The sequence below is a fragment of the Luteimonas suaedae genome (assembly GCF_008312895.1).
Classification (GTDB): domain Bacteria; phylum Pseudomonadota; class Gammaproteobacteria; order Xanthomonadales; family Xanthomonadaceae; genus Luteimonas; species Luteimonas suaedae.
The window spans coordinates 1-16452 of record NZ_VSSP01000021.1 but is presented as its reverse complement, the minus strand read 5'-3'; the positions used below and the strand labels follow the sequence as shown (position 1 = coordinate 16452).

At 68.5% G+C, this 16452-nt stretch carries 12 protein-coding genes and 1 riboswitch; of the genes, 7 read left to right on the top strand and 5 right to left on the bottom strand.

The genetic code is table 11. The annotated features are described in order from the left end of the window. Positions 1 to 6: 6 nt before the first annotated feature. Both FXO19_RS18385 and FXO19_RS18380 read right to left on the bottom strand, forming a co-directional pair. The gene (locus tag FXO19_RS18385) at positions 7 to 1356 is read right to left on the bottom strand and encodes a spinster family MFS transporter (protein WP_149196575.1); all 1350 of its coding nucleotides are present in this window, start codon (positions 1354 to 1356) and stop codon (positions 7 to 9) included. Next, complete coding sequence (locus FXO19_RS18380; RefSeq protein WP_149196574.1) at positions 1356 to 3641, bottom strand: TonB-dependent receptor; 2286 nt, start codon at positions 3639 to 3641, stop codon at positions 1356 to 1358. The genes FXO19_RS18385 and FXO19_RS18380 overlap by 1 nt, the downstream gene beginning before the upstream one ends. A gap of 159 nt (positions 3642 to 3800) precedes the next feature. On the opposite strand from FXO19_RS18380, the gene dusB reads away from it, so the two are divergent. Together dusB and FXO19_RS18370 are read left to right on the top strand one after the other, a co-directional pair. Continuing rightward, on the top strand, positions 3801 to 4796 hold the full coding sequence (dusB, locus tag FXO19_RS18375) for a tRNA dihydrouridine synthase DusB (protein WP_149196573.1): 996 nt from the start codon (positions 3801 to 3803) through the stop codon (positions 4794 to 4796). A 204-nt stretch (positions 4797 to 5000) separates the two neighbouring features. Beyond that, positions 5001 to 5834, top strand: coding sequence for a class I SAM-dependent methyltransferase (locus FXO19_RS18370; protein WP_149196572.1), 834 nt, complete (start codon positions 5001 to 5003; stop codon positions 5832 to 5834). 235 nt (positions 5835 to 6069) lie between these two features. Here the strand turns inward: FXO19_RS18370 and FXO19_RS18365 are convergent, their stop codons facing one another. From FXO19_RS18365 to olsF, 3 genes are all read right to left on the bottom strand, one after another. Then, positions 6070 to 7128, bottom strand: a complete 1059-nt coding sequence (locus FXO19_RS18365; protein WP_149196571.1) for a metal-dependent hydrolase — start codon at positions 7126 to 7128, stop codon at positions 6070 to 6072. Positions 7129 to 7532: 404 nt separating this feature from the next. Beyond that, positions 7533 to 8348, bottom strand: coding sequence for a UDP-2,3-diacylglucosamine diphosphatase (locus FXO19_RS18360; protein ID WP_187775851.1), 816 nt, complete (start codon positions 8346 to 8348; stop codon positions 7533 to 7535). Then, entirely contained in the window at positions 8345 to 10066 is a 1722-nt protein-coding gene (gene olsF / locus FXO19_RS18355) for a bifunctional ornithine lipid synthase OlsF (RefSeq protein ID WP_149196570.1), read from the bottom strand. Before olsF ends, FXO19_RS18360 begins: the two co-directional genes overlap by 4 nt. A gap of 576 nt (positions 10067 to 10642) precedes the next feature. On the opposite strand from olsF, the gene metK reads away from it, so the two are divergent. From metK to ahcY, 5 genes are all read left to right on the top strand, one after another. Next, the gene (gene metK, locus FXO19_RS18350) at positions 10643 to 11860 is read left to right on the top strand and encodes a methionine adenosyltransferase (protein ID WP_149196569.1); all 1218 of its coding nucleotides are present in this window, start codon (positions 10643 to 10645) and stop codon (positions 11858 to 11860) included. Between the two features lie 221 nt (positions 11861 to 12081). Then, entirely contained in the window at positions 12082 to 12813 is a 732-nt protein-coding gene (locus FXO19_RS18345; protein WP_149196568.1) for a proteasome-type protease, read from the top strand. 107 nt (positions 12814 to 12920) lie between these two features. Continuing rightward, positions 12921 to 13748 carry a C2 family cysteine protease gene (locus tag FXO19_RS18340; protein ID WP_187775850.1) on the top strand — a complete coding sequence of 276 codons (828 nt, stop codon included), beginning with the start codon at positions 12921 to 12923 and terminating at the stop codon, positions 13746 to 13748. A gap of 163 nt (positions 13749 to 13911) precedes the next feature. Then, a complete protein-coding gene (locus FXO19_RS18335; protein ID WP_149196566.1) occupies positions 13912 to 14457 on the top strand; it encodes a hypothetical protein in 546 nt (181 codons plus the stop codon). Positions 14458 to 14593: 136 nt separating this feature from the next. Further along, positions 14594 to 14699: riboswitch (S-adenosyl-L-homocysteine riboswitch) on the top strand. 50 nt (positions 14700 to 14749) lie between these two features. Continuing rightward, positions 14750 to 16204 (top strand): adenosylhomocysteinase, encoded by a 1455-nt coding sequence (ahcY, locus tag FXO19_RS18330; protein ID WP_149196565.1) that lies wholly within the window; start codon positions 14750 to 14752, stop codon positions 16202 to 16204. The last annotated feature ends 248 nt before the right edge of the window (positions 16205 to 16452 follow it).

Below are 16452 nucleotides of genomic sequence, written 5' to 3'. Positions count from 1 at the left end.
AACAGTTCATGCCGCCGATGCCTCCTCGTAGTCCTGGCGCTTGAGCGCCTTCCCCAGCCACAGGAACAGCCCGATCGCCACGCCGTAGAACGGCACCAGCGTGTAGAAGGCCATCTGCAGCGAACTGTCGGGATAGGCGGGCCGGAACAGGTCGCTGGCGAAGCCCAGGTAGGTCGGGCCAAGGCCGAGCCCGACCAGGTTCATCACCAACAGCAACAGCGCGCCCGAGAGCACACGCTGGTCCGGGCGCACCTCTTCCTGGACCAGCGTCACCGCCGGCGACAGGTAGAAGTAGTTCAGGCCCATCGGCAGCAGCAGGAACGCCAGCGCCAGCGGCCATCCGGGCGCCCAGATGAAGCCGACGAACAGCGGAACCGCCAGCGCCAGGCCGATCGCCGGGACATGCGCGTAGGCGACCTTGCCGCGCGGGACCAGACGGTCGATCAGGCGACCCGACGCGAACATTCCCGCGCTGATGCCGACCAACACCAGCAGCGCGTACCAGATCGCCACGTCGCCCAGGCTCATGCCCTTTTCCCGCATCAGGAACAGCACGGTGAAGTTCAGCACGGCATAGGTGATGAACTGGGTCGCCGCGCAGGCCAGCGCCACCCGCAACAGCACCGGATGGGTGAAGAACATCCGGCACGTGGGCCAGAAGCCCGACTTCACGGAGACGGACACCGGATCGCTTTCCGGAAGCCGCGCCTGCGTCCGGCCCGGCGCGGCGTCCAGGCCGCCGCGCCTAGGCTCGCGCACGAAGAACCAGACGATCGCCGCTGTGAACACACCGACGACGCCAACCCAGAGGAACGCCAGTCGCCAGGAATAGGCCGCCGCGATCGAGGCGCCGAACGCCACGCCCAGCGCCTGCCCGATCGGCGGCCCCATGTTGAACAGGCTCAGCGCCGTTCCACGGGTGCCGGAGGGAAAGTAGTCGGAGATGATGGCGTAGGACGGCGGCACGCCGCCCGCTTCTCCCACGCCCACCGCCATGCGTGCGAGCGCGAGCTGTGGATAGTTGGACGCCATGCCGCACGCTGCGGTGGCTGCGCTCCAGAGCGCGCAGGACAAGGCCAGCACCTTCACCCGGTTGGTCCGGTCGGCCAGCCAACCGACCGGAATCGCCAGGATGCAGTAGAACATGGCGAAGTACAGGCCGCCGATCAGGCCCAACTGCCCGTCGCTGACGCCGAGATCGTCCTGGATCGGCTTGGCCAGGATCGAGAGCAGCTGGCGGTCCAGGAAGTTGAGCACGTAGACGAAGCACAGGATCGCCAGCACGGCCCAGGCCCGGGCGTCCGGACGTACCACGCGCGCGCGCTCGACCGAAGCGAGGCCGGAAACGCCGGCCATCAGAACCGGTACCCCACGCGCATACCGACCGTACGCGGCCGGACCACGCCATAGCGGCTGTCGAGGAACGACTCGGGATGGACGTAGTTGGTCGAGCGGTCGTCGAACAGGTTCTCGACGTACAGGCCGACGGTGACGCGCTCGAACGCTGCGGCCAGGCTGGCGTTGACCACCGTGTAGTCCTCGGTGTGATCGAAGGTGGGACTGATCGTGCCGGGTTGCCCCGGCACGTTCGGGAACGAGCCGGGGAAACCGCCGACGTGGACCACCGCCAGCGACGCATTGCCGTCGGCGTTGCCGAATACGTCGAAGGCGTATTCGACCAGCAGCGAGCCGCTGAACTCCGGCCCCGACAGCCGCGCACCCTCGACCGCGCCCGAGATCGCGGCTTCGGCCGGCGTCAGCGAGTCGACCCGCGCCTTGTTGAACGCGCCATTCAGGGCGACGGTCCATCCCAGCGCCGGCATCGCCCTGAGCTCGAACTCGAGCCCCCGACTGTAAGCCCCGCCGATGTTGGTGGCGAACTGCACCTGGTCGGATACGCGGTTGGCCTGGACCTGGATGTCGTTCCAGTCGATATGGTAGAGCGCGAGGTTGGCCAGCATGCGGCCGTCCATCCAGCGTCCCTTCATGCCGATCTCGTAGCTGATCAACTCGTCGGACTCGGCGCCGTCCGGAATGATCAGGTCGTCCGGGTCGACCACGCTGGCCGCGCCCGCCCTGGCGTTCACCACTGGAGCGCGGAAGCCGGTCGCCACCGCGCCGTAGGCGGTGAGCGACGGCGTCGGCCGCCACGAGGTGCTGAACCGGTACGACGGCCCGGTTTCCCTGGCCTTGACACCTTCGGCTGCGGCGATCGGCACGACGGTCAGCGGACCGGGAATGCCGACCAGCGCGTTGGTCAGGTAGTTGCTGTTGTAGCCGCCCGGCCGGGTGAACCCCTGGGCCTCGGTGCTGCCGTAGCGCAGGCCGACGGTCGACCAGAGGTCGTCGGTGAAGCGGTAGGTCAGTTGGCCGAAAAGCGCCTTTTCCTTCGAGACGGAATAGCTCTGGAAGCGCTGGTAGTACTCGTCAGGCAGGCCAGTGATCCCGCGTGCGTCGAGGAACTCCTGGCTGGAACGATAGTTGAAGTCGACGTCGCGCTGGCGGTCGAAGTAGAACCCACCGAGGACCCAGTCGAGGCGGCCGCCGGTGTCGGAAACCAGCCGCACCTCCTGCACGAATGTCTCGTCGTAGGCATCGGCGTCCAGGGCGAAGGCGATCGCCTGGGCGAAGGTGCCGGCCAGGTCGACGTGAAACAGCGCATCGTAGTCGGACCAGGTCGAGGAACTGGTCAGATGCGCACCGTCGAACTGGTAGTCGAGGGTGACGTTGTAATTCGTCATCACCCCAGAGAACATGTCCGGCCGGTCGGAGTTGCGGGTGTCCTTTCCGAGCGCGGGATTGACCAGCGACGAGTCCCCGGGCGTGCTCTCCTCGCGGGACGCGCGAAGCTGCACCGAGAGCTGATCGGTCGGCTCCCACAGCATGGTGGCGCGGCCGCCCCAACTCTCCAGCGTGTTGGCATTCTCGACCCCGGTGCCGATGTTGGCGATGTAGCCTTCTTCGTCGCGCGAGAACATGACTACCCGCAGCGCTAGCGTGTCCTCGGCCAGCGGCACGTTCACCATGGCGTTGTAGCGCTGCCGCAGCGCATCCGAGCCGGTCACGCCGATGTCGGCCAGGAACGACGCTTCGAAGAGGTTCGGATCCGGCGCGCGGGTCAGGATACGCAGCGCGCCGGCCAGCGAGCCGGAGCCGAACAGGGTGCCCTGCGGTCCGCGCAGGAATTCGATCCGCTCCACGTCGTAGAGACTCGGGTCGAGGATCGTGGAATTGCCGTTCGAGGAGATCGGCAGCTCGTCGATGTAGACCGCCACCGTGCTCTGCAGGTTGGCGTTGTAGCCGTTGGTGGCGATGCCGCGCGCGGTGAAGTTGTTGAAATTGGCGCTGGCCCGGTTCAGCACCACGCCCGGGGTCTCCTGGGCCAGGCCCTCGTAGCCCACGATCCCCTTCTCGTCCAGTTCCTCCTGTGAGAGCGTGGTGATGCTCAGCGGCACGTCCTGCAGCGGTTCGCTGCGGCGGGTCGCGGTGACGATCAGCCGGTCCAGCTCCTGGACTTCGGTGGCAGGCTGCGCCTGGTTCCTCCGGGCTTCGGCATCGAGCGCTTCGGCCGTGGCCTGCGCCATGACCGACACAGGTGCAACGAGCAACGCGACCGCAGCCGCGATCAAACGACCTTCCATACCGATCCCTCCCCACAAGAGATGCTGGTTTCAGCGGATAACTCCTGCCCGATACTGCCCCCGCCGCTGGGGTGTGTCAATACTAACTCACACGATCGTGAATGTTATTTGGAATCGAACCCGGACGCGTCCCGCAAGACAATCGGCGACAATGCGGTCATGCAGATAGGCCCCCATCGCATCGACCCGCCCCTATTACTCGCGCCGATGGCGGGGGTCACCGACAAGCCGTTCCGCCAGCTGTGCAAGCGGCTCGGCGCCGGGCTGGCGATGTCGGAGATGACCATCTCGGATCCGCGCTTCTGGAATACCCGCAAGTCGCGCCACCGCATGGACCATGCCGGCGAGCCGGACCCGGTCGGCGTGCAGATCGCCGGCACCGTGCCGGCGGTGATGGCCGAGGCGGCCCGCTACAACGTCGACCACGGCGCGCAGATCATCGACATCAACATGGGCTGCCCGGCGAAGAAGGTCTGCAACGCCTGGGCCGGCTCGGCGCTGATGCAGGACGAGGCGCTGGTCGGGCGGATTCTCGACGCGGTGGTGAACGCCGTCGACGTGCCGGTGACGCTGAAGATCCGCACCGGCTGGGACGCGGACCACCGCAACGCCCCGGCCATCGCCCGCATCGCCGAGAGCGCCGGCATCGCCGCGCTCGCGGTGCACGGCCGCACCCGCGACCAGCACTACACCGGCAATGCGGAGTACGACACCATCGCCGCGATCAAGGCCGAGCTGTCGATTCCGGTGATCGCCAACGGCGACATCGACTCGCGGCACAAGGCGGCCGAGGTGCTGCGCCGCACCGGCGCCGACGCGGTCATGGTCGGCCGCGCCGCGCAGGGGCGGCCGTGGATCTTCCGCGAGATCGCGCATTACCTGGCGACCGGCGAACTGCTGCCGGCGCCGTCGCTGGCCGAGGTCCGCGACGTGCTGCTCGGCCACCTGCAGGCACTGCACGCCTTCTACGGCGAGCCGGCCGGCGTGCGCATCGCGCGCAAGCACCTGGGCTGGTACGCGAAGGACCGGCCCGAGAACACCGCTTTCCGCGCCGTCGTCAACCGCGCCGAGAGCGCCGAGGCGCAGATCGCGCTGACCCGCGACTATTTCGATGCGCTGAGCGCGGGTGAAGCGCCGCTGCCGGTGGCCGCCTGAAATGTTCGACGAGCCGACATGCGCTTCCCCCGTAGGAGCGCGCCATGCGCGCGATGCCGCGGGTGTCGGCAGGATCCGGCGGATGCCGCGATTTTGGACCGGCAGGCGCGCCGGCCACCGAAATTCGCGGGCGGCGCGATGCCCGCGGTATCGCGCGCATGGCGCGCTCCTACGGAATCTTCTTCCGGCTACCGCTGACCTGCCATGAGCGACACCTGCACCGCCACCGAGTTCCCCTACCTGCACGGCTTCTCGCCGACCGAGCAGGCACGCCTGGTCAAGCAGGCCCGCCTGGCGGAGTCGACCGTGTTCCGCGACATCGACTACGCCGGCACCAAACGACTGCTCGAAGTGGGCAGCGGCGTCGGCGCGCAGACCGAGATCCTGCTGCGCCGCTTTCCCGACCAGCACGTCACCTGCGTCGACCTCAACGCGCAGCAGCTCGAGGCAGCGCGCGCCAACCTCGGCGCGAAGCCGTGGCTCGAGGGCCGCTACGCCCTGCACTGCACCGATGCCACCGACCTGCCGTTCGAGCCGCGCAGCTTCGACGCCGCCTTCCTGTGCTGGGTGCTCGAGCACGTGCCGGCGCCGGCGCGGGTGCTGGCGGAGGTGCGCCGGGTGCTGACGCCGGGCGCACCGGTGTACGTGACCGAGGTGATGAACGCCTCGTTCCTGCTCGATCCCTACTCGCCCAACGTGTGGCGCTACTGGATGGCGTTCAACGACTTCCAGATCGACAGCGGCGGCGATCCCTTCGTCGGCGCCAAGCTAGGCAACCTGCTGCTGGCCGGCGGCTTCCGCGACGTGACCACGGCGATCAAGACCTTCCATCTCGACAACCGTGAGCCGGCGCGGCGCAAGCAGATGATCGCGTTCTGGGAGGAACTGCTGCTCTCGGCCGCCGACCAGCTGCTGGCGGCCGGCAAGGTGAACCAGGACACCGTCGACGGCGTGCGCCGCGAGATGCGCCAGGTGCAGAATGATCCGGACGCGGTGTTCTTCTTTTCGTTCGTGCAGGCGCGGGCGACGGTGTATTGAGGGCTGTGATTCGGGATTGGTGATTCGTGATTCGCAAAAGCTATTTCGCCCGATCCGTCATCGCTGCATAGATCGGGATGTTCGTTTCCTCCTGTGGGAGTGGGGGCGGCATGCCGCCGCCGGGAAGTCGCGACACCGGCAGAGGAGAGACCGCCATGCAAAACGGGATGAGCGCGTATGCTGACTTAACGACGGCAGGCCGCGGCGAGAGGGCGCGCCCGGTCGCCCGCGAGTGTTATCGGATCGCACCTTCCGTGGTGCCCTCATGTGCGTCCAGTCTTTCGTCCGCCGCGGGCTCTTTCCAGATCCGCGCCCACATCTCGCCCAGTCGCCGACGTGCCTCCCATGGCCACGACAGCTGCTCCGGCGCGATCGCCCGCCATCCATCGCCATGGCGCTCGGCGACGGCGAAGTTGAAGCTGTAGTCGGGTTCGGCGCCCATGCGCAGGTCGCTCAGCACCAGTTGCCCATCGCGGACCTCCGCCTTCATGAAGCCGTGGTTGAACCAGACCAGGCGCCGCACTGCCGGCAGTTCGGCGACCTCGGCCAGCGCCGCGGTGTCGGATGGATAGCGGCGGAAGCGCATCGGCCCGCTATCTGCGACCAGCGAGCGTTCGCCCTCGACGAACCCGTCCGGTGCCATCGCCACCACCCGCCACAGCAGGGTGTTGAACGGCATCGGCACCGAGAAACGCGGTGCATCGGCCAGCCCCATGCCAGCCAGGGCGCGCTCGGCTTCGCGCTCCACCATGCCCTTGGCCAGCAGCGACCAGCCGAGGTAGGCCGAGCTCAGCGCCAGTCCGAGCACGAGCGCGCGCTGCGCGACAGGCCGCACACCGGCGAATGCCGCCACCAGCACACCGAGGAACAGCCACAGCGTGTACATCGGATCGATGATGAACACACTCGACCACATCACCGGCGGCACCGGCAGCGGCCACAGCAACTGGGTGCCGTAGACGGTGAACGCATCGAGCAGCGGATGCGTGATCAAAGCCAGCTGCATCGCCCAGAACCAGCGCGTCGGCGCCTCGGCGACGCGGCCGTTGCGTCTTCGGAACACCGCCCAGATCGCCCAGGCCACCAGCGGCAGCACCAGTAGCGAATGGCTGAGGCCGCGGTGCAGCGTCATCAGCGCCACCGGGTCGTCGGTCAGCAGCATGATCGGGAACGAATCGAGGTCCGGCAGCGTGCCGAGCGCGGCGCCGGCGAGCAGCGCGGCACGGCGATGGTGGTTCGGTACGACCGCGGCGGCGAGGGAGGCGCCGAGCAGAATCTGGGTGATCGAGTCCATGCCGGGATGCTAGCAGGCGGCCTGCCGGCTGGAGCAGCGCTGAGGATCGGGGCTGGAAATCCGGGAATCCGGGAATCCGGGAATCCGGGAATCCGGTAATCGGTAATCGGTAATCGGTAATCGGTAATCGGTAATCGGTAATCGGTAAAAGCATAACCGTCGTCCCAGCGAAGGCTGGGACCCATTTTCCGGCATCGCCGACAAATTGGGTTCCAGCTTGCGCTGGAACGACGATTCGCCCTGCGTAGGAGCGCGCCATGCGCGCGATGCCGCGGGCATATCGCCGCCCGCGGATTTCGGTGACCGGTGCGCCTGCCGTCCCGGCATTGCGGCATCCGCCGGATGCTGTCGACACCCGCGGTATCGCGCCCATGGGGCGCTCCTACGGCGAACGCACCAGGCGGTCAGGCTGCGCGCGGCAGCGTGGCGTCGTCGGCCACCAGGCGCAGGCGCGGCAGCACCTCGGCCAGGACTTCGCCGCGATGCGAGAGCAAGCGCAGGCTGCCGTCGGCCTCCTCGACCAGCGCGGTCAGGCTCTCCACCCAGTCGCCGTCGTTGGCATAGACCAGGCCGTCGCGCTGCAGCAGTGCGGCGCGGTGGATGTGCCCGCAGACGATCCCGTCCAGCCCGCGCCGGCGCACGTCGTCCAGTCCCGCCTGCACGAAGCGTGCGATGTAGCGCTCGGCGGCGCCGCTGCGGCGCTTGAGGAACTCCGACAGCGACCAGTAGCGTCGCCCCAGCCGGCGGCGGACATGGTTCAGCACCTGGTTGCCGGTGAGGATGCGGTAGTACAGCCAGTCGCCGAACTTCTCCTGCAGGCCACCGAAATGGGTGATCGCGTCGTAGTCGTCGCCGTGGGTGACCAGCAGCCGGCGGCCGTCGGCGGTGGTGTGGATGGTGCGCCGGCGCAACTGCATCGCCGGCAGCATCAGTCCGCAGAAGCGGCGCACCGCGCGATCGTGGTTGCCGGGTACGTAGATCAGCTCCGCCCCCGCGCGGTGCTGTGCGTGCAATGCCTCGATCACCCGCTGCTGCGCCGCTCCCCAGCGTGCGCGCCGCTGCGCCATCCACCACAGGTCGACGATGTCGCCGACCAGGTACAGCCGCTGGCAGCGCACGCTCCCCAGGAACTCCGCCAGCTCGGCGGCGTGGCAGTGCTTCGAGCCCAGATGGATATCGGACACGAAGACCGCGCGCCGCATCGGTGTCATTGCGCTCATGCCATCACCTCTTCCCCGTTGGGGCGCGTGGCCCCGCCCTTCCCCAGATAACGCTGTCGCTTCTTCGGCCGCAGCCGCTGCATGTCGACCTCGATCAGGCCGTCGATCGAGTCGCTGAAATCCGGATCGATGCCGAACGCCAGGAACCGCGCCCCGCCCGGTTCGCACAGTTCGGTGTATTGCTTGTAGAGCGTCGGCACCGCGGTGCCGATCGCGGCCAGGTTCTGCCGGAGCACGCGGAACGCGGTATCCACGCCCAGTTCGCCGAAGCACGGCGGCGCGGCGAAATAGCGGAACGGCCGCGGCGAAGCCGCCAGCGGCTCGTCGCTGCCGTAGTAGCGCTGGTAATAGGCGACTAGCTGCTCGCGCGCCGCCAGCGGCAGCGCCGCGCTGATCGACACCGCCCCGTACAGGTAGCGCACCCGCGGCCAGCGCCGCAGGTAGGCGCCGATCCCCTGCCACAGGTAGTCGAGGCTGCGGCTGCCCCAGTACTCCGGCACCACGAAGCTGCGCCCCAGCTCCATGCCCTCGGCCAGCCGCGGGATCGCATCATCGGCATAGCGGAACAACGAAGCGCTGTAGAGGCCGCCGAGCCCGTGCCGCGCCAGCAGCGGCGCGACGCGGGCGACGCGGTAGGCGCCGGCGATCCGCGATCGCGCCGCGTCCCAGACCAGGATGTGCTCGTAGTGGGCGTCGAATCGGTCGAGGTCGCGACGGCGGCCAGTCCCCTCGCCGACCTCGCGGAACGTCAGCTCGCGCAGCCGGCCGATCTCCAACAGCAACGGCGACTCTGCGCTGCCTTGCAAAAGGCGGATCTGCATGCCGTCGGCGGTGGTGCCCAGCAGTTCGGTCGCCACGAGCGCCCGCTGCAGCTGACGCGAGCCGAGCGCCGGCGCCAGCGCCTGCGGCGCAGCCGGCGCGCGCCGTTCGCGGCCGAGCGCGTACAGCGTGGCGCGGATCCGCCGCAGCACCGACGCCGCATCGCCGTCGCCGACCTGCAGCGGCTGCCCGATGCGCAGCTGCAACGGCCGCGACCGCCGCGCGAACATTTCCCGCGCCAGCAGCGCGGTGGCCGCCGGCTTGTACAGCGCCGAGGTGCCGTAGAACAGCGCCGAATTGCGCGCCACGATCCGCACCGGCAGCACCGGCGCCGCCGCCGCCCGCGCATAGCGCACCACCCCCTTGCGCCAGCGCCCGTCGCGCACCCCGCGCCATCCGAGCCGCGAGACCTCGCCGGCCGGAAACACGATCACGCACTGGTCGGCCTGCAGTGCCTCGCCCACCGCGCGCAGGCTTGCGGCGTCCGCGCGGCCGCCCAGGATCCGTACCGGCAGCAGCAGCGCCTCGAGCGGCGCGATCGCCGACAGGAAGTCGTTGGCGACGATGCGCACGTCGCGCCGCACCCGTCCGATGCAGTCGAGCAGCGCCAGCGCATCCAGCGCGCCGGAGGGATGGTTGGCGACGACCAGCAACCGTCCCGTCGCCGGGATCCGCGCCAGTGCCTCGTCGGCCACGTCGTAGCGCACCTGCAGGAAGCGCAGCGTGGCGGCGACGAAATCTAAGCCGCGCAGGTGGCCATGCGCGGCCAGGAACGCATCGATGTCCGCCAGCCGCGACCAGCGGCCCAGCGTCCGCAGCAACGGCCGCGCGAAGCCCGCGCGGCGGCCGCGGAACCAGTGCGGGAAGCGTTGTTGCAGGCGCTGTTCCAGCTGGAGCATGGGAGCGAGAGGGTCGGCCCGGACGGCCGCCAGCCTGCGCCGGGGCGAAGACAGCCCGGTTGCGGTTTTGCTGCGCGACGGTGACAACGGCCCCACCGCGTGCCAAGGGCTTGAGGGTGTATCGCAATTCGCCTTTGCCCATTGTCCTTGTAGGAGGGGCTTCAGCCCCGACCCGGGAAATGAGTGAAGCGCGAAACAGGCCCACGCACGCAGCTTCCCGGCCGGCGCGCGCGCTCCCGGTTACCTCGCCGCGATCTTCAGCAGGTCGGGGCTGAAGCCCCTCCTACAGGGTCGGCAGAGGGAGTGAATGTCGATCCAGCCTTGGTCCATGCCCCCCTTCGCGGGGATGAAGGCGCGGGGCTTCCAGAGCTTTCCCCCGAAGCACGCAACCTCGATCGGGCTGGGCAGAACATGGACTTCGATCGCGGGCCGGGGACTGGATGGAAGCGTGGGCGCCAAGACAGGCGCTTCGTGCCCGGGCGCGACTGCCGTGCGCACGCGCCAACGGCTGCGGTATCATGCCGGCCATCTTTTCATCCGAATCAAGGGATGCGTCCCTTCCAGGAGCCCGTGACGATGTCCAGCTATCTCTTCACCTCCGAGTCGGTCTCCGAAGGCCATCCGGACAAGGTCGCCGACCAGATCTCCGACGCGGTGCTGGACGCCATGCTGACCCAGGACAAGCGCGCACGCGTGGCCTGCGAGACCATGGTCAAGACCGGCGTGGCGATCGTCGCCGGCGAGGTGACGACCTCGGCATGGGTGGACCTGGAGTCGCTGGTGCGCAAGGTCATCACCGACATCGGCTACGACAGCTCGCAGGTCGGTTTCGACGGCGAGACCTGCGGCGTGCTCAACCTGATCGGCAAGCAGTCGCTGCACATCGCCCAGGGCGTGGACCGCAAGAAGCCGGAGGAACAGGGCGCCGGCGACCAGGGCCTGATGTTCGGCTACGCCTGCAACGAGGCGCCCGAGTACATGCCGGCGCCGATCTACTACGCCCACCGCCTGGTCGAGCAGCAGGCCAAGGTGCGCAAGAAGAAGAATTCGCCGCTGCCGTGGCTGCGCCCGGACGCCAAGAGCCAGGTGACCCTGCGCTACGACAACGAGGCCCGCATCGTCGGCCTGGACGCGGTGGTGCTCTCGACCCAGCACGCGCCGGGCGTGCGCCAGAAGGACCTGGTCGAGGCGGTGCGCGAGCACGTGCTCAAGCCGGTGCTGCCGAAGCAATGGCTCGACGGCCTGTCGAAGAAGAAGCTGCACATCAATCCCACCGGCATGTTCGAGATCGGCGGCCCGGTCGGCGATTGCGGCCTGACCGGCCGCAAGATCATCGTCGACACCTACGGCGGCATGGCCCGCCATGGCGGCGGCGCGTTCTCCGGCAAGGATCCGTCCAAGGTCGACCGCTCCGCCGCGTACGCCGCGCGCTACGTCGCCAAGAACGTGGTCGCCGCGGGGCTGGCCGACAAGTGCGAGGTACAGGTGAGCTACGCCATCGGCGTCGCCGAGCCGACCTCGATCTCGGTCACCACCTTCGGCACCGGCCACATCAGCGACGACAGGATCGAGAAGCTGATCCGCGCCCATTTCGACCTGCGCCCCTACGGCATCGTCAAGATGCTCGACCTGATCCACCCGGTGTATCGCGCCACCGCCGCCTACGGCCATTTCGGCCGCAAGCCGAAGGACGTGAGCTACGTCGACGGCGCCGGCAAGAAGCAGACCGCGACCGCCTTCTCCTGGGAGAAGACCGACCGCGCCGAGGAACTGCGCAAGGCCGCCAAGCTGTAGGCGCGCGCCACGCGCGCGATGCTGCGGGCATTTCGCCGCCCGCGGATTCCGGTGACCGGCGCGCCTGCCGGTCCGGGATCGCGGCATCCACCGGACCCTGCCGGCACCCGCGGCATCGCGCGCATGGCGCGCTCCTACGGCGACATGAACCGCTTCCCGTCAGGGCCGTTGCCGGCTATCTTCTCGCGCCACCCGCACATCCGGACGGATACCCTGTCGCGATGACCTACTGTGTCGGACTCAACCTGGAACAGGGGCTGATCTTCGCCTCCGACTCGCGCACCAACGCCGGCGTCGACGACATCGGCCGTTTCGGCAAGATGCGCGTCTTCGCCAACGACGGCGAGCGCGTCATCGTCACCCTGTCGGCCGGCAACCTCTCGGTCACCCAGAACGCGCTGAACCTGCTCGATCACCGCGCCACGCACGACGCCGCGCAGCCGGGGCTGATGAACGCGAAATCGATGTTCGAGGTCGCCACCCTGGTCGGCGACGCGATGCGCGAGATCCGCGCCCGCGACGAGTCCTACCTGCGCAGCAGCAACATCGACCCGAACGCCTCGTTCATCCTCGGCGGGCAGATCGCCGGCGAGAGCCCGCGCCTGTTCCTGGTGTATTCGGAAGGCAACTTCATCGAGAGCCTGGCCGACACGCCGTTCTTCCAGACCGGCGAGACCAAGTTCGGCCGCCCGATCCTCGACCGCGTGATCACCCCGCAGACCTCGCTGTCCGAGGCCGCCAAGTGCGTGCTGGTCTCGTTCGACTCGACCATCCGCTCCAACGTCTCGGTCGGCACGCCGATCGACCTGCTGGTCTACCGCCACGACAGCCTGCAGCTGGGCGTGCAACGGCGGCTGGAGGACGACGACCCGTACTACGGCGAGATCCGCCGGCAGTGGAACGACAGCCTGCGCTCGGTGCTCCACACCTTGCCGGATCCGGACTGGCTGTAGCCGGGCGCCGGGCGGATCGTCTCCCTCGGGTAGGGCCAACCCCAGCTTGTCCGGCGCAGATGCCGGTCGCTAGAGTCGTCCCAGCGCACAGCCTCGGAGGCATCCCCATGTCGCTCGACCAGGTTTCCTGGGCACCGCCCTTGCGGTTGCCCGACGCGGACGCCACCGCAGGCAAGGTCAAGAATCCCTGCGACGACGGCGACTGCCGGCCGATCGAGGGCGAGACCACGCCCTTCGCCCAAGGTTCAGGCGATTCCCACGCAGTCGCGCCCAATGACGTGCGCCAGGGCCAGATGAACAATTGCTTCCTGGTCGCGGCGATGTCGGCAGTGGCCGAGCAGGATCCCGGCGCCATCGAGGAGATGATCCGGGACAACGGCGACGGCACCTACACCGTCACCCTGCACCAGTACGACGAGGGCGGCCTGTTCGGGATCGGCTCCGGCTGGGAGGAGGTGCAGATCACCGTGACCGCCGAGTTCCCGGAGAGCGCCGCACAGGCCTCCGGCGACGTCGCCGACGGCGCGCAGGAGATCTGGCCGCAACTGGTCGAAAAGGCCTACGCGCAGCTGACCGGCGGCTACGGCGAATTCGAGGCCGGCGGCAGCCCGGCCGATGCGCTGTCCGCGCTCACCGGCGAGTCGGCCGACTCGCGCCCTCCGGGCAATCTCGGCTTCGAGGACCTGCAGGCAAGCTTCGAGGACGGCGACGCGATCACCTTCCTGGCGCCGGAAACCTTCGAGGGCGAGGCAGCGCAGTTGGCGCAGGAGCACAACGTGGTTGGGTGGCACACCTACTCGGTGAGCGACGTCTTCGTGGAGGACGGCGTGCAAATGGTCGAGCTGCGCAACCCCTGGGGCAGCGGCGACGTGACCCTGCCCTATTCCGAAGCGCAGCAGATCTTCCTGTCGATCTCCGACGTGCCGCGCGATTGACGCGGCCTCGCCCAGCGGCGATGGTAGCGACGGCTGCCACATTGGAACCGGGCGCATGCGACGCATGATGCGATCCACCCTCCTCCTGCTCGCGGGCGCGTGCCTGACCGCAGCGCAGGCACTGCAGGCCGCGCAGCCGCAACCTGACCGGCGGACATCCCAGATGAGCGATGCGATCGAACTGACCCAGGGCATCCCCTGGAGAAACGGCGAAGCGGCGCTGGGGCTGAGCAACGTCTTCGTGGATGGCGGCGCGCCGCGCGCGCAACTCAGCTTCATCGACGCCCCGTCCGGCGACCCGGACGTCACCCTCGCCAGCGGCGCGGTGCTGCCCGTGGGCGGGCGCTTCGTGCAGGTGGGCGCGATCGTCCCCGCCACCGGGGGGACACGCGCCACGATGCAACTGCAGCCGGTGGCCGACGCCGGCGGCATCGCACCGCCGGACCCCGGCCACCCGGTCCTGCTCCAGCAGGGACGGCTCCGCACCGACGGCGGCTGGATCGCCACCCTCGACATCGCTCCCGATGTGGCCACCGTCGAACGCTGGCCGCTCGGCCAGGCCCGATCGCGGCTGTCGTCGGACGCGGTGGAAACACGGACGCTGCGCGTGGGCGACAAGCTCGACACCGGCGACGCGCAGCTGCGCGTGCTGCGCATCCAGCCCGCCGCGGGAGCACTGCTGGGGTTCGTGGAACTGGTCGCCGACTGACGTCCGCCCGACCAGCGACCGGCCCGCTCCACCGGGCCAGTGAGACGAAACCCAAGGCATTCCCGAGCACGCCGCCCTGCGGAGACCGCAGCGCCCGGTCATCTTTCCATCCGCAAGAGGCGATACAATCATCGGCCCCGTCGAGGGGCGCTGCGACCGTGCCGTTTGCGATTGATCCGCGATCACGCAACAGGCGCACGGCCAGGCTCGACGGGTTTCACGTAAAACGGCGCCCGGTTGCCTTCACCCGCCCCACCGCACGCGGCAGGGGCCACGAACCGGAGCAAAACCCATGAACGCTGTCGCCAAGCCAGCCGACACCACGCAATCCAGCGGTGACTACCGCATCGCCGATATCTCCCTGGCCGACTGGGGCCGCAAGGAGATCGACATCGCCGAGCACGAGATGCCGGGCCTGATGTCCATCCGCCGCAAGCACGCCGCCGACGCCCCGCTCAAGGGCGTGCGCGTGACCGGCTCGCTGCACATGACCATCCAGACCGCCGTGCTGATCGAGACCCTGAAGGACATCGGCGCCGACGTGCGCTGGGCCTCGTGCAATATCTTCTCCACCCAGGACCACGCCGCCGCGGCCATCGCCGCCACCGGCACCCCGGTGTTCGCCTGGAAGGGCGAGACCCTGGAGGAGTACTGGGACTGCACGCTCGACGCGCTGAGCTTCCCCGACGGCAAGGGCGGCTTCCTCGGCCCGCAGATGGTGGTCGACGACGGCGGCGACGTGACCCTGCTGATCCACCAGGGCTATGACCTCGAGAACGGCAGCACCTGGGTCGAGTCGCCCTCCTCCAGCCCCGAGGAGCAGGTGATCAAGAACCTGCTCAAGCGCGTCGCCAAGGAGCGCCCCGGCTTCTGGACCACCGTGGTCAAGGACTGGAAGGGCGTGTCCGAGGAGACCACCACCGGCGTGCACCGCCTCTACCAGCTGGCCGAACAGGGCAAGCTGCTGGTGCCGGCGATCAACGTCAACGACTCGGTCACCAAGAGCAAGTTCGACAACCTGTACGGCTGCCGCGAATCGCTGGCCGACGGCCTGAAGCGCGCGATGGACGTGATGCTGGCCGGCAAGGTGGCCGTGGTCTGCGGCTACGGCGACGTCGGCAAGGGTTCGGCCCACAGCCTGCGCGCCTACGGCGCCCGCGTGATCGTCACCGAGATCGACCCGATCTGCGCCCTGCAGGCGGCGATGGAGGGCTACGAGGTGACCACGATCGAGGACACCCTGGGCCGCGCCGACATCTACGTCACCACCACCGGCAACAAGGACATCATCACCGTGCAGCACCTGCAGGCGATGAAGGACCAGGCCATCGTCTGCAACATCGGCCACTTCGACAACGAGATCCAGGTGGAGCCGCTGAAGGCGCTGGCCGGCGTGGAGAAGATCAACATCAAGCCGCAGGTCGACAAGTTCGTCTTCAAGAACGGCAAGGCGATCTTCCTGCTGGCCGAGGGCCGCCTGGTGAACCTGGGCTGCGCCACCGGCCACCCCAGCTTCGTGATGTCGAACTCCTTCGCCAACCAGACCCTGGCGCAGATCGACCTGTGGGCCAACAAGGACCTGTACGACCCCAAGGTCTACATCCTGCCCAAGCGCCTCGACGAGGAAGTCGCCCGCCTGCACCTGGACAAGATCGGCGTCAAGCTGACCAGGCTCAGCAAGGAGCAGGCCGAGTACCTCGGCGTGCCGGTGGACGGCCCGTTCAAGTCGGAGCACTACCGCTACTGATCGGCGAATCGATCATCGCTGCAAACCAGAACGGGCGCCGAGAGGCGCCCGTTCTTCGTTCATGGCCACAAAAATCCGCCTGCACGAATGACGCCTACCCAAGGTCCTTCTGCCCGCTTGCACGGACATGCAAGACGTCACCGGTGCGGGCCCAGGCATCCGTAGGAGCGCGCCATGCGCGCGATGCCGCGGGCGACGTCCCCCCGCTTTTGAGTAGCACGGCGATTTGGAGTCCAATCCCCAACGAG